The 13,250-nt window shown below is 69.3% G+C and carries 16 protein-coding genes; 11 read left to right on the top strand and 5 right to left on the bottom strand.

Translation table 11 applies throughout. The features are described 5' to 3' along the window. Positions 1–129: 129 nt before the first annotated feature. Positions 130–906: a FadR/GntR family transcriptional regulator gene (locus tag EFK10_RS27445; RefSeq protein ID WP_240677491.1), complete on the bottom strand. Its 777-nt coding sequence runs from the start codon at positions 904–906 to the stop codon at positions 130–132. A 357-nt stretch (positions 907–1,263) separates the two neighbouring features. Between EFK10_RS27445 and EFK10_RS27440 the strand changes: the two genes are divergently transcribed. The 4 genes from EFK10_RS27440 to EFK10_RS27425 all read left to right on the top strand — a co-directional run bounded on the left by EFK10_RS27440 (position 1,264) and on the right by EFK10_RS27425 (position 3,875). Continuing rightward, positions 1,264–1,587 (top strand): L-rhamnose mutarotase, encoded by a 324-nt coding sequence (locus tag EFK10_RS27440; RefSeq protein WP_127358342.1) that lies wholly within the window; start codon positions 1,264–1,266, stop codon positions 1,585–1,587. Between the two features lie 63 nt (positions 1,588–1,650). Then, positions 1,651–2,484 carry an amidohydrolase family protein gene (locus tag EFK10_RS27435; protein WP_127358341.1) on the top strand — a complete coding sequence of 278 codons (834 nt, stop codon included), beginning with the start codon at positions 1,651–1,653 and terminating at the stop codon, positions 2,482–2,484. Continuing rightward, the gene (locus EFK10_RS27430; RefSeq protein ID WP_127358340.1) at positions 2,481–3,455 is read left to right on the top strand and encodes an aldo/keto reductase; all 975 of its coding nucleotides are present in this window, start codon (positions 2,481–2,483) and stop codon (positions 3,453–3,455) included. The genes EFK10_RS27435 and EFK10_RS27430 overlap by 4 nt, the downstream gene beginning before the upstream one ends. A 48-nt stretch (positions 3,456–3,503) precedes the next feature. Then, the gene (locus tag EFK10_RS27425) at positions 3,504–3,875 is read left to right on the top strand and encodes a cupin domain-containing protein (RefSeq protein ID WP_127358339.1); all 372 of its coding nucleotides are present in this window, start codon (positions 3,504–3,506) and stop codon (positions 3,873–3,875) included. A 9-nt stretch (positions 3,876–3,884) separates the two neighbouring features. On the opposite strand, the gene EFK10_RS27420 is transcribed toward EFK10_RS27425, so the two are convergent. Further along, a complete protein-coding gene (locus tag EFK10_RS27420) occupies positions 3,885–4,163 on the bottom strand; it encodes a zinc-binding dehydrogenase (protein WP_127358338.1) in 279 nt (92 codons plus the stop codon). Further along, complete coding sequence (locus EFK10_RS27415) at positions 4,163–4,951, bottom strand: NADP-dependent oxidoreductase (protein ID WP_127358337.1); 789 nt, start codon at positions 4,949–4,951, stop codon at positions 4,163–4,165. Before EFK10_RS27415 ends, EFK10_RS27420 begins: the two co-directional genes overlap by 1 nt. 75 nt (positions 4,952–5,026) lie before the next feature. Here EFK10_RS27415 and EFK10_RS27410 point away from each other — a divergent pair, with 75 nt between their 5' ends. From EFK10_RS27410 to EFK10_RS27380, 7 genes are all read left to right on the top strand, one after another. After that, complete coding sequence (locus EFK10_RS27410) at positions 5,027–5,740, top strand: TetR/AcrR family transcriptional regulator (protein WP_240677490.1); 714 nt, start codon at positions 5,027–5,029, stop codon at positions 5,738–5,740. A gap of 412 nt (positions 5,741–6,152) precedes the next feature. Then, a complete protein-coding gene (gene ykgO / locus EFK10_RS27405) occupies positions 6,153–6,275 on the top strand; it encodes a type B 50S ribosomal protein L36 (protein WP_127358371.1) in 123 nt (40 codons plus the stop codon). Positions 6,276–6,424: 149 nt separating this feature from the next. Then, positions 6,425–7,072 (top strand): HD domain-containing protein, encoded by a 648-nt coding sequence (locus tag EFK10_RS27400; protein WP_240677489.1) that lies wholly within the window; start codon positions 6,425–6,427, stop codon positions 7,070–7,072. Continuing rightward, positions 7,060–8,067 carry a GlxA family transcriptional regulator gene (locus EFK10_RS27395; RefSeq protein ID WP_240677488.1) on the top strand — a complete coding sequence of 336 codons (1,008 nt, stop codon included), beginning with the start codon at positions 7,060–7,062 and terminating at the stop codon, positions 8,065–8,067. The genes EFK10_RS27400 and EFK10_RS27395 overlap by 13 nt, the downstream gene beginning before the upstream one ends. 134 nt (positions 8,068–8,201) lie before the next feature. After that, positions 8,202–9,299 (top strand): hydroxyneurosporene dehydrogenase, encoded by a 1,098-nt coding sequence (locus EFK10_RS27390; protein ID WP_127358335.1) that lies wholly within the window; start codon positions 8,202–8,204, stop codon positions 9,297–9,299. Between the two features lie 93 nt (positions 9,300–9,392). Continuing rightward, complete coding sequence (locus tag EFK10_RS27385) at positions 9,393–9,839, top strand: MarR family winged helix-turn-helix transcriptional regulator (protein WP_127358334.1); 447 nt, start codon at positions 9,393–9,395, stop codon at positions 9,837–9,839. An 18-nt stretch (positions 9,840–9,857) separates the two neighbouring features. Next, a complete protein-coding gene (locus EFK10_RS27380; protein ID WP_127358333.1) occupies positions 9,858–11,090 on the top strand; it encodes an epoxide hydrolase family protein in 1,233 nt (410 codons plus the stop codon). A gap of 398 nt (positions 11,091–11,488) precedes the next feature. Here the strand turns inward: EFK10_RS27380 and EFK10_RS27375 are convergent, their stop codons facing one another. Together EFK10_RS27375 and EFK10_RS27370 are read right to left on the bottom strand one after the other, a co-directional pair. Next, positions 11,489–12,199, bottom strand: coding sequence for a FadR/GntR family transcriptional regulator (locus tag EFK10_RS27375; RefSeq protein ID WP_127358332.1), 711 nt, complete (start codon positions 12,197–12,199; stop codon positions 11,489–11,491). Between the two features lie 7 nt (positions 12,200–12,206). After that, a complete protein-coding gene (locus tag EFK10_RS27370) occupies positions 12,207–13,250 on the bottom strand; it encodes an ABC transporter permease (RefSeq protein ID WP_127358331.1) in 1,044 nt (347 codons plus the stop codon).

The raw sequence follows: 13,250 nt of genomic DNA, 5'->3' as shown, positions 1-13,250 counted from the left end.
GGAAATTTCGACACTGAAATCCCAATCGACTGCCGGTGAAGGCGGGTTGAGGCAGCCCGCAGCGGGCTGAGTACTCCGGAGGCGTCTGCTGGCGCGGACGGCCCCGGAGCAGGCAGGGGTGTCCGCCGGTTAGAAAGCGGACGTTTCCGACGCCGGCTGCTGCGACGCGGTCGCGGACTTCGACGCTCGCTCGGAGGTCGCTGCCTGCGCGTCGGGGCGCCGGGCCAGGTTGAACAACCGGTCTCGGATCTTGCGCTCGAACTGGTTCTGTGTGGTCCCGATGTGAGCGGTCATCAGTTCTGCGGCGGTATCCGCCTCGCCTGCGGCGATGGCGTCGACGATGCCGAGGTGCTGGTTGCCCGCGACCTCCAACGAGCCGGGCATGTCCCCATGGAAGAGCAGCACGTCCGACTGCAGCATTAACCGCCGGATGTTGGCGACGCTCGACCGTAGGAATACGTTGTGGGCGGCGACGCTGACGGAGTCGTGGAACAGCGCGTCCGCCCGGGCGAACGCCTCGACGTCGCCCGCCTTTCCGGCCGCAAGGGAGGTCTCGGCGCTCTCCCGCATCGCCCGGACCTCGATCGGGGTGGCGAGGGTCGCGGCACGCCGCGCCGTCTCGGACTCGATCAGGCGGCGGTAGTCCAGGAGCATCAGGAGGTGTTCCATGCTGGTGGGCTGGAAATGCGCGAGTTGGTCGTCGGCCAGCGCGCCGGGCGACGCGGAGACGAAGATGCCCGCGCCCTTGCGGACGCTGAGCCGGCCGATCGCCGCCAGGACCTTGACCGCTTCACGGGTGACGTTACGGGTCGCCCCGAGGATTTCCGCGAGTCCCTGCTCGGTCGGTAGCCGGTCGCCGGGGAGCAGGTTCTGCTCGGCGATGTAGTTCAGCAGCCGCTCCGCCACCAGTTCGTAACCCGGGCGGTATCTATCTGACGCGTCGTCCGATCCTCCGGATTCAGCGTTGGTTGTGCCTGACACCGGGCAACCTCCTCGCTGCTCAGATGAATCAGATCTATTTGCGCGGCCACTATGACACCGGCGCATCCGGTAGGGAAGAGTCCAGACGAAATTTGCCGGTCGAGCGCGTAATCCTGTGGAAACAAATGGACAAAATGGCCCATCTCATGGCCAGGCATTGCACAGGGATCCCCCGATACATATGGTCCATCCAGCCGGATTGAACAGATGCTTCTGAAGCGGGCGATCCAGGCGGCGCACGGCTCGCCCCAGGACTACGCCCAGGCGTGAAGGGTTGAGGGGATGAAGCGATTCGCGGCGGTGATCCGGCTGCGTCCGGAGAAGGAGGCCGAGTACCGCGCCCTGCACGCCGAGGCCTGGCCCGGGGTGCTCGCCGCGCTGAAGCGGGCCAACATCGGCAACTACTCGATCTATCTGCGTGACGGCCTGCTCTTCAGCTACCTGGAGTACACCGGCGACGACTACGCCGCCGACACCGCGTCGATCGCCGCCGACGCGATCACCCGGGAGTGGTGGGCGCGGACGGACCCCTGCCAGCAGCCGGTGGACAGCGCCGCCGAAGGCGAGTGGTGGGCGCCCGCCGAAGAGGTCTTCCACCTCGACTGAGGCCCCTGGCCCGGCCGCACCGCCTCTCCGATCCCTCCACCACCCCGACCGAAAGGCGGAGCCGTGCGCATCGACGCCCATCACCATGTCTGGGACCTCGCCGCGCGGGAGCAGCCGTGGACCACGGACATCCCGCTGCTGCGCAGGACCTTCACCGTCGACGAGTTGCGGCCTGCCCTGCGTACGCACCGCATCGACGCCACCGTCGTGGTCCAGACCCTGCCGGTCGAGCCGGAGACGCCGGAACTGCTCCGGCTGGCGGCGGCCGACCCCCAGGTGGCCGCCGTCGTCGGCTGGGTCGAGCTGACCGCCCCGGATGTCGGCGACCGGCTCGCCCGGCTGCGCGAACTGCCCGGCGGCGAAGCGCTCGTCGGCGTCCGCCACGGCGTGCAGGACGAGGCCGACCCGGACTGGCTGCTGCGCCCGGACGTCCGGCGGGGCATCGCGGCGGTCGGTGCGACGGGACTCGTATACGAACTGCTGCTCCGCCCCGACCAGTTGGCCTCCGCCGTGCGGACCGTCGCGGACCTGCCCGACGTACGGTTCGTCCTCGACCACGCGGGCAACCCCGAGATCCGGCCCGACGCGCTCGCGCCGTGGGCGGCCCGGCTGACCACGCTCGCCGCGTGCCCGAACGCCGCGGTGAAACTCTCCGGCCTGGTGACCAGGACCGAGCCGTGGCGCGCGGCGGCGCTGCAACCGTATGCCGACACCTTGCTGGAGACGCTGGGTCCCGACCGCCTGATGTTCGGGTCGGACTGGCCGGTCTGCCTGCTCGCGGCGGGCTACGACGAGGTGATCGGCGTCGCCGAGGAGCTCACCGCGGCGCTGAGCCCGCCGGAGCGGGCCGCGGTATTCGGCGCCACCGCGGCCGACTGGTACGGGATCACCGCATGATCGCCCGTCGGCTCGGCCGCACCTCGGTTCAGGTGAGCGCCCTCGGCTTCGGCGCGGCGCCGATCGGCAACCTCTACAGCCCGCTCGGCGACGACGAGGCCCGTGCCACGATCGACGCCGCCTGGGACGGCGGTGTGCGGTACTTCGACACCGCGCCGCACTACGGCCTCGGCCTGTCCGAGCGACGGCTGGGCGCGGCGCTCGCCGGCCGACCGCGCACGGAGTTCACTGTGTCGACCAAGGTGGGCCGGCTGCTGGAGCCCAATCCCGCGCCCACCGGATCGGACCTGGCCGCCGGGGGCTTCGCCGTCCCCGACACGCTGGTCCGGCGGCCGGACTACTCCGGTGACGGCGTCCGGCGCTGCCTGGAGGCCAGCCTGGCGCGGCTCGGCCTGGACCGTGTCGACATCGTCTACGTCCATGACCCGGACGACCACCTGGATGCCGCGATCGGCGAGGCGCTCCCGGCCCTGGCGGAACTGCGCGACCAAGGCGTCATCGGCGCGATCGGGGCGGGCATGAACTCCGTCGCACCGCTGCTGCGGATCGTGACCGAGACGGACGTGGACGCCGTCATGGTGGCCGGGCGCTGGACCCTGGTCGACCGCAGCGCCGGACCGCTGCTCGACGCCTGCGCCGAGCGGAGCGTGTCGGTGGTCGCCGCCGCGCCCTTCAACTCAGGCCTGCTGGCCCAGCCCTGGCCCCCCGACGACGCCTACTTCGACTACGGCCCGGCGCCCGCGCCGATCCTCCGGCGCGCCCGGGCCCTCGCCGAGGCCTGCGAGCAGCAGGGAGTCACCCTCCCGCACGCCGCGATGCGGTTCCCGCTGCGCCACCCGGCTGTGGCCTCAGTCGTCGCCGGCGTCCGTTCCCCCGCCCAGGCGGAATCCGCCGCGGCCTGGGCCACGACAGACCTGCCCGAGGACGCCTGGAGGGCGATCGAGGCGATCACCGAGGAGCTGGCGGGGTGACGGTCGGCCCTGCTGCAATAGGCCGCAGATCACGGAAGGAAGTGCGGAATGGAAGCCGACGCGCAGCCTGAGCTGAAGGACGAACACGAGTTCTTCGACGCGGACGAAGTGCCCTGGGTGGACGCCCAGGGATCGCCCGGGGTGTCGGAACGCCTCCTCAGCTCCGCTCCCTCCGGCGACGGGGCGGAACTCACCCGGCTGGCCCGCTGGGCGCCCGGGCTCGACACGTCGGCCGCCGGGGTGATCCGGCACGCGTACTACGAGGAAGTCTTCCTGCTCGAAGGCGAGTTGGAGGATCTCACGCTGGGCAGGACGTTCACCGTCGGCCACTACGCGTCCCGGCCGCCCGGCATGCCGCACGGCCCTTACCGTACGAGCACCGGGTGCGTGATGCTCGAGATTCGCTACCGGCCCCGGTGACAGCGCCGTTCATCCGATCTCGACAACGACCTTCCCCTTCGAACGCCCGCGCTCGACGTACTCATGAGCGCCGGCCATGTCGGACAGCGGATAGGTCTGGTCAATCACGGCCTTCACCTCTCCCTCTCCGGCCAGACCGGCGAGCAGTTCGAGTGCCGACCGGTCGGGCTTGAACAGGGTCCATCCGTAGTTCCGGCGGCGGAACTTCTGCTCCAGCCGGCGGCTCTGCAGGGTCAGGGCGGCCTCGGCGCCACCTCGCACCAGGCCCTTCTCGTCGACCAGGCTCATCAGGGGGTGCACAGAGTTGCGTAACCGGAGCCGGGACCGTCGCGCAGAATTGAGAGCATCTTCTTCTCCTCGCCCTGGTCGGCGAGGCAGACCGCGAAGTCGAAGTCGCTGAGGTGCTCGGCGAAGTCCTGCGTTCGGTAGTTGACGACCTCGTCGGCGCCCAGGTCGCGGCACAGTTCCACGCCGGCCGGTCCGGCGGTCGTGGCGACGTGTGCGCCCAACGCTTTGCACACCTGGATCGTCACAACGCCGGTGCCCCCGCTGCCGCCCTGCAGGAAGACACGCTTGCCCGCGGCGGTCGTGGCCTGCAGCCCCGCGTCCCGCAGCGCTGCCCAGGCGGACAGGAACGCGTACGGCAGTGCGGCGGCCTGGGCGTAGGAGAGGGCGGCGGGCTTGTGGACGACGTCATCCGCCTTGACCACGCAGTATTCGGCGTAAGTGCCCTCCTTCGAAGGCCGTTTGGCGCCGAAGACGGCATCCCCCGGCAGCAGTCGATCGCTGACTCCGGGGCCGACCGCGACGATGTCGCCGGACACGTCATTGCCCAGGAGCAGAGGCAGGTCCGCCATGCCGCGCAGCTCCATCAGCTTCTTGCCGTAACCACCGCGTCGGCGGCAGTCGATCGGGTTGACCGAGGTGGCCCGCTGCCGGACGAGGACCTCTCCCTCACCCGGGGAGGGAGTCGGCGCGTTGTGGACGACCTCGAAGACGTCCCGGGCTTCGCCGAACCGGTTGACCTGCGCGGCTCGCATGGACGTGGGAATCATGAGCGCGGTGCTGGAAGACATAACGGCTACGCTAGCACCGAAAAGACTGTTTTGGATACGACGACTCCGTATTAATGGCCCGAGGAGACAATCACCGTGACCCCAGAGCCGTCAGCCGTCCCCGGCAGCCCCGCGTGGTGGGCGAGTCAGGCGCCCGCTCCCGCCTACCGCCGAGGTCGGCCGCCGGTCGACGTCGGACGCATCGTCGACATGGCTCTGAAGCTCGTCGACGAGGTCGGCGTACAGGCGCTGACTCTCCGCATGCTGGCCGATGCCCTGGATTCGGGTACGGCGACCCTGTACCGGCACTTCGCCGGCAAGGACGAACTGCTCGCCCACGTTGCGGACCGCGTCCTCGGCGAGGTGCCGGTGCCCACCGAAGTCCCGGACGGGCTGTCCTGGCGGGAAGCCGTCGAACGGGGAGCGGACGCCTTCTACCGCACCGTGCGCCGGCATCCCAACGTGCTGCCCCTTCTCGTGGCCCAGGTGCCCGTCGGCCCGCACGGCCTGGTCAACCGGGAACGCACCCTGAGCCTTCTGCTCGGTTACGGATTCCCGGTCGAGCTGGCCGCGCGAGCCCTTACCGCGATCGGTCACTACGTCATCGGTTTCGCCATCCAGCAGCACGGGCCGGGCGCGCCCCGCCCTGAGGACGAGGTCCTGCTGCGGGATTACTACCGTTCGCTCGACCCGGCGACCTACCCGGCCACGACGGCTGCCGCCGACGACCTCACCGGTGTGCCGCTCGAAGAGGAGTTCCGGTTCGGGCTGGGTCTCGTACTCGACGGTCTGGAGAAGGCCAGACCTTGATCACCCGGTGGTGGTCAAACGCGAAGAAGGCTCCGGGATCCTGCGCCCGCAGATCGCCCATGCGAAAGCCTGGGGGTGCCTCGGCACCGGCGCGGGCGGCGCTGCCGGCGCCGGGCACGCCACCCGCGACCCGGCCTTCTTCGCGGCCCTGGCCGCCATCTCGGAGGGCCGCATCGCGTCTTCCCATGGCGGTGTGCTGATCCGCGACGCGGCGGGGAACCTGAGGCCGTCGCCGTCGCCGTCGCCGTCGCCGGAGTCGAGAGCGTCAGCCTGGTCGCCGACGCGGGCTGACCGCCGGTCGGTGCCGCCGGGGCGACGGGCCGCCGAGCCGTCGCCGAAGGGGAATCAAACAGATCACGGGTGGGTTGTCATGACCGTGGCGCTCGCGCGCCGCGGAGAGAAAGGCACCACCATGAAGGTCCGACAGTCACTGCGTTCTTTGAAGGCCAAGCCGGGAGCCCAGGTCGTGCGCCGTCGCGGCAGGGTGTTCGTCATCAACAAGAAGGACCCGCGGTTCAAGGCCCGCCAGGGCTGAAAACCGGCGCAGCCGGCCGTGTCCGTATGTGTGGGCAACCCGGCCTTTGAGCCGTGGCGAGGCGCTTCCCACAGGCAGAAGCTGGTCTCAGTGGCCGGAGAGCCCGGCCGCATTTCCGACCGGAAGCGTGGGTGAATGTGATGACCACCGTGACCACCTACTCAGACCAGGTAGCCGGCGTCAGCGCGCCCGACACGAAGCTCGCCCAGGAGGCGACCCAGCTGGTCCGGGACACGGCGAGCGAGCTCGTTTACCACCACTCCCGCCGTGTGTACTGGTTCGGCGCCCTGCAGGGCCGGAACCGCGGTCTGAGCTTCGACCCCGAGCTGCTCTATGTCGGCGCCATGTTCCACGACCTGGGGCTGGGCGAACGCTTCCGGTCCAGTGGCCGCCGATTCGAGGTCGACAGCGCGGACGAGGCGCGGCGCTTCCTGCAGGCCCACCAGGTCCCGGAGGACAGCATCCGCAGGGTGTGGACCGCCATCGCGCTGCACACCACGCCGGGTATACCCGAGCACATGGAGCCCGAGGTGGCGCTGGTGACCGCCGGGGTCGAGTACGACGTACTCGGCATCGGATACCACGACGTCTCGGACGCCGACCGCGCGGAGATCGTGGCTCTGCATCCTCGCCCGGACTTCAAGCACCGGATCCTCGGCGCCTTCACCGACGGGATCCGCCCGAAGCCGGAAACGACGTTCGGCAACGTCAAGGCGGACGTACTGCAGCACTACGTGCCGGGCTTCGTACGAGGGGACTTCGTCCGCACCATCCTCGACTCGCCGTGGCCGGAGTGACCTCCGGCACCGGCCCGGCGCACGTAGTAGCGGTCGTGGCCTTCGACGGAGCCCAGTTGCTCGATGTGACCGGGCCCGTCGAAGTGTTCACAACCGCCAATTCCCACGGCGCCCGCTATGACGTCCACCTCGTGTCGCCCACGGGCGAGGACATCCGCACCTCCTCCGGGGTACGCCTCGGGGTGGAGGGCGGATGGCAGGAACTGCCGCCGCGGCTGGGGACCTTGCTCGTACCGGGGAGGAAGGACTGGCGACGGGCGGTGGGCGACCGTGGCCTCGTGGCCGAGGTCGCGGAGCTCGCGCAGCGCTCGAAGCGGATCGCGTCGGTGTGCGCGGGAGCCTTCCTCCTGGCGGAGACCGGAGTCCTCAACGGCCGCCGGGCGGTGACCCACTGGCAGCTCGCGAGGGACATGGCCACCGCCTATCCCCAGGTCACGGTGGAAGCGGACCCCATCTTCGTGCGGGACGGCAAGGTCATCTCCTCCGCCGGTGTCACAGCGGGAATCGATCTCTCACTGGCCCTGGTCGAGGAGGACTACGGAGCGGACATCGCGCGCGGCGTCGCCCGGGAGCTCGTGGTCTTCATGGCCCGCCCCGGAGGACAGTCCCAGTTCAGCGCCCGCCTCAGTCCCCCTGAGGCCGCGCACCCAGCGGTCCGGCACATCATGGACGCGGTCGGAGCCGACCCCGGCACCTTGCAGAGCCTGGAGAATCTGGCGCACGAGGCCGGCGTCAGCGCGCGCCATCTCACCAGGCTGTTCCGTACGGAGACCGGCATGACCGTGTGGCAGTACCTCGAGTCCGTCCGGCTCGAAGCCGCACAGGCGCTCCTCGAAGCAGGCAGCGAAGCGGTCGACACCGTTGCGGAGAAGTCGGGATTCGGATCGGCGGAATCCATGCGCCGCGCCTTCCAGCACCGCATGGGGATCTCGCCCACCGCATACCGGGCCCGTTTCCGGACGACAGCTTCCGCGTCAGCGCTGGTGCACATCTGACGCCCCTGGGGCAGCTGGTCAGTCGGTCGTAATTGCCCGAAGGGGGCAAATGCCGCACACTGTCGAGGGGCTGAAAATAGGCATCTGGCTAATTGATGCCGCCCTCCGCCGCCCTCGAGAGGAGCGTGGCTCCCATGTCCCGCACCCGCGCAGCAACCCCTGTCCCCGCTCGCATGGGCAGCACCCCCGAGGCGTACGCACGGTTCGGCATCGAACCCCGCGTGATCAAGCCGTCGGAGGACGGCATGCGCACCGACGGCTGCAAGGGCACGTACGAGTGGTGGTACTTCGACGCGCACCTGGACGACGACGCGATGCTTGTCGTGGCCTTCATGACCAAGGAGTTCACCGACCTCAACAAGCCGCTGAGCCCGGTGATCCGCATCGACCTGACCCTGCCCGACGGCACCCAGCTCAACAAGCTCGTCGAGCTGCCCGCCGATTCCTTCTCCGCCTTCACCGAGACCTGCGATGTTCGTATCGGCGACAGCGTGTTCGCGGGCGACCTGCACGCATACACCATCCGCGCCCGTGTCGAGGAGGTCGAGGTCGAGGTCAGGCTGACCGGGCAGGTGCCCGCCTGGCGTCCCGAGACCGGCCACTGGCTCTTCGGCGAGGACGGCGAGAGCTACTTCGCGTGGCTGCCGGCCGTACCGCAGGGCGTGGTCGAGGCGACCTACAGTGTTGGCGGTGACAGTCACACGGTCACGGGCGTCGGTTACCACGACCACAACTGGGGTAACGCCTCGGTGCTCGACCTCATGCACCACGGGTACTGGGCGCGTGGCGCGGCCGGCCCCTACTCGGTGATCGCCTCGTACATCACCGCGCAGGAGCGCTACGGATACGCGGCTCTGCCGGTGTTCATGCTGGCCCGCGACGGGCAGCTGATCGCCGACGACGCCGGCAAGGTCACCTTCGAGGCGCTGGGCCGCTACACCGACGCCAAAACCGGCAAGCCGGTGGACAACATCACCCGCTACACGTACACCGACGGCGAAGAGCGGTACGTCATCACCTACACCCGCCACGCCGACCTCGCCGCCAACAGGTTCGTCGACGACCTCAAGGGCCCCAAGAAGGTCGCCGCCAAGCTCATCGGCTTTGACGGCGCCTACCTGCGGTTCGCCGGTGAGCTGCGCATCGAGCGCTACGAGGATGACGAGCTGGCGGAGAGCTACACCGACAACGCGCTGTGCGAGCTCATGTACTTCGGCAAGGCCCGCCCCTGACCGCGGAGGCACGTGGCGCACGCGACGAACGCGGCGCACGCGGCGCGGGGAATTGCATAAGCAGTTTAAATAAGTCCGTGATACATTCGGTCTATGGCAGGACACCGCGCCCTGGACTTCGACGCCGACGAACTCGCCTCGGCCATAGAGGAGTTCACCCGCAACAACATCCGGCTCCCGGCCAGGGACAAGTACAGCTTCACCACGCTGTCTGTCCTGCACACCCTGACCCGCAAAGGCCCCATGCGGCTGACCGCGCTGACCGCGACCGAGCAGATCACCCAGCCGGCTGTCACCCAGCTCGTCACGCGCCTGGAAGGCGAGGGGCTGGTGGAACGCCATCCCGCCCCCGAGGACCGCCGCGCCGTCCTGGTCCGGGTGACCGACGCCGGCGCGCGGATCATCAACGGCCGCCGCCAGGAACGAGTCCGCCGCTTCACCGAACTGGCCGACCAACTCACCCCCGAGGAACGGCACTCCATCGCCGCCGCCCTGCCCGCGCTCACGCGCATGGCCGCGCTCATGGACGGCCAGGTCTGACACCCGAAGGAATCCACCGTGGCTGACACACCGCGCTTCCCGCTGGACCCCACGCCCGTCCATGTGCCCGACGCCGTACTGGACGACCTCAGGACGCGACTGGAGCTCACCCGCTGGCCCGACGACGCCGGAAACAGCGACTGGTACTACGGCGTCGGCCGCTCCTACCTCCAGGAGCTGACCGACCACTGGCTCCACCACTACGACTGGCGCAAGGCCGAAGCCGCCATCAACGCCTACGAGCACTACCAGGTGCCGGTGAACGGCGTACCGGTCCACTTCATGCGCAAGCCCGGAGTCGGCCCCGACCCGATCCCGCTCATCCTCACCCACGGCTGGCCCTGGACCTTCTGGCACTGGTCCAAGGTGATCGACCCCCTCGCCGACCCCGCAGCCTTCGGCGGCGACCCCGCCGACGCCTTCGACGTCATCGTCCCCTCCCTGCCCGGCTTCGGCTTCTCCACCCCGCTGCCCGACCACCCGGACATGAACTTCTGGAAGGTCGCCGACCTCTGGCACACCCTGATGACCAGCACTCTCGGCCATCAGAAGTACGCCGCCGCCGGCTGCGACGTCGGCGCCCTGGTCACCGGTCAACTCGGCCACAAGTACGCGGACGAGATCCACGGCATCCACATCGGCTCCGGCCTGAAGCTCACCTTCTTCAACGGCGACCGTGCCTGGGACCTCAGCGGAGGGCAGCCCATCCCCGACGGGCTGCCCGACGACATCCGCGCCGGCATCATCGCCTTCGACCGCCGCTTCGCCGTCCACCTGGCCGCCCACGTTCTCGGCTCCAGCACGCTCGCCTATGGCCTGAGTGACTCTCCCGTCGGCCTGCTCGCCTGGATCCTGGAACGCTGGGTCAACTGGAGCGACAACCACGGCGACATCGAGACCGTGTTCACCAAGGACGACCTCCTCACCCACGCCACGATCTTCTGGGCCAACAACGCCATCGGCACCTCGATGCGCTACTACGCCAACGCCAACCGCTACCCCTGGACCCCCGCCCACCCCCGCACCCCTGCCGTCGAAGCCCCCACCGGCATCACCTTCGTCGGCTACGAGAACCCGCCCGGCGTCAACACCGCACAACAGCGCGTCGACAACTGGCTCGCGAGCGACCGCGCCGACTGGTACAACCACGTCAACCTCACCGCCCACGACGAAGGCGGCCACTTCATCCCCTGGGAAGTCCCCGACGCCTGGATCGACGACCTGCGCCGGACGTTCCGTAGCCGCCGCTGAGGCCCCCGGCGCAAGGAAGGTCCCCAGCCCGCTGCGCGGGCGCGCCTGGCTGATCGCCAGTGCCGACACCACCACCGCGCTGGGCACCGCACCCGCGTACAAGATCGAGCCCGGCGCCTACACCTGACCGCTCTGGCAGGACGCACCACGTGGTGCGCCCCGAGGACTGGCCGAAGATGTCCGGGACCCGGGCGTCGATGGCCGCAGCCCTGGAAAAACGTAGGGACATGAAAACTCCTGTGTGCTCGCTGTTCACGGGCGGCGGGTGCCCGGACATCAGAACGGCACCGCGAGGACCGGGACGGGCGCGCGAATGAATACACAGCGAAACGCGTCGGCTGCTCTTCACCAAGGACAAAGTACGAGGAGGCGTGCTTTACCGCTTACCCGCGGTTGTGTCACGCATCACGACGCTCGCCACTGCCGGCCGTTGCGTCGGCCGGATTGGCCTCCAGCCAGCGTTCGACGGCAGCCACGTGCACGGCGGCGGTGGAGGCGGCCAGATGAGGGTCGCGGGCTTCGAGGGCGCGCAGGATGTCCTCGTGTTCCTGGTGGACGCTGTCCAGGGACCGCCGGATGCGGTTGCCGCGCACGATGCGTACTCGCTGAGTACGGGTGGAGAGCACCCGGAGCAGCGTGGACAGCACGGGGTTGCCCACAGCTTCGATGATCCGCAGGTGGAACTCGATGTCCAGGGCGACGAATTCCTCCACGGTGGCGGCGCACCGGGAGCGGTCGAGTATGTCGCGCAGTGCCAGCAGGTCGTCCGGCACCAGCAGTGCGGCCGCCCATTCGGTCGCCGGGGGCTCCAGCAGTCGTCGTACCTGCAGCAGTTGCAGGGCAGTACGCCCCCGGGAGACGTCAGCGGCGAAGGCCAGGGTTTCCAGCAGGATCTCGGGCTCGAGGCTGGATACGTAGGTGCCGTCACCCTGACGGACGACGAGGATGCGCATGGCGGTGAGCGCCCGGACCGCCTCGCGCAGGGAGTTGCGCGACAGCCCCAGCTGGACGGCGAGATCCTCCTCCCTGGGGAGGCGGGAGCCGGGCGCCAGATCACCGGCCAGAATCATGGTCTTGATACTGGCTATCGCCTCATCGGTCACGGCCAAGGCGGTGTCACTCCTGCTTCTCGCCGGAGGCGAAGCGGGAGATGATCAGGGCGACGATGATGATGGCGCCGTTGAGGAACTGGTTCCACAGCGGGGGGACACCGGCCAGGGTCATGACGTTGCTCACCAGCTGCAGGGTCAGGACGCCGGTCAGGGCGCCGAAGAGGGTTCCCCGGCCGCCGTTGAGGCTGACCCCGCCGATGACGGTCGCGGCGAAGACCTGGAAGATCCAGCCGCTGCCCTGGTCCGCGGAGATGGAGCCGTAGTGGCCCGCGTACAGGACGCCGGCGAACGCGGCGAGCAGACCGCCGACGATGAGGACGACCCAGGTGATCCGGTCCGCCCGGATGCCCGCCGTGCGCGCCGCCTCGGGGTTGCCGCCGATCGCGTACAGCGCTCGGCCGTGCCGCAGCCAGGCCAGGGCGGAGCCGCCGATGCAGAAGAGCACGGCGCAGATCCAGATGGCGGCGGGGGCGCCCAGCCATGAGGTGTGGCCGAGATAGGTGAAGGAGGCGGGCAGCTCGACGATCGACTGGCCCTTGGAGATGGCAACCTGCAGACCGCGCAGCATGGTGAGTCCGCCGAGCGTGACGATGAACCCGTTGAGCTGGAGTTTGAGGATCAGGAAGCCGTTGAAAGCGCCGATCAGCGCCCCGATCACCAGGCATGCCGGGATGGCCATCCAGGCCGGGAACAGTCCGAGGCCGGTGAAGCGGCCGCCGCTGGTGGGCAGGACCAGCCAGACGGCGATAACGGGAGCCACGCCGATGGTGGACTCCAGGGAGAGGTCCATCCGGCCGACGATGAGGATCAGGGCCTCGGCGAGGACCAGCAGGCTCAGTTCGGTGGACTGCTGGGCCACGCCGAGGAGGTTGGTGGAGGTGAGGAAGGCCGGGGAGACGATGAAACCGATCAGGACGAGTACGGCGATGACCGGGATCAGGGACAGTTCACGGAAGCGGCCGAGCTCGACACGGAGGCGCGGGCCTGCCGCCGCGGTGGTGCCGGCCGCGGGCGCCGCGGTTTCGGTGACATCTGTGGGGGCGGGCAT

The organism is Streptomyces soli, from assembly GCF_003999195.1.
Taxonomy (GTDB): domain Bacteria; phylum Actinomycetota; class Actinomycetes; order Streptomycetales; family Streptomycetaceae; genus Actinacidiphila; species Actinacidiphila soli.
Note: the sequence above shows the minus strand (reverse complement) of the source record. Positions and strands in the feature narration are given on the sequence as shown.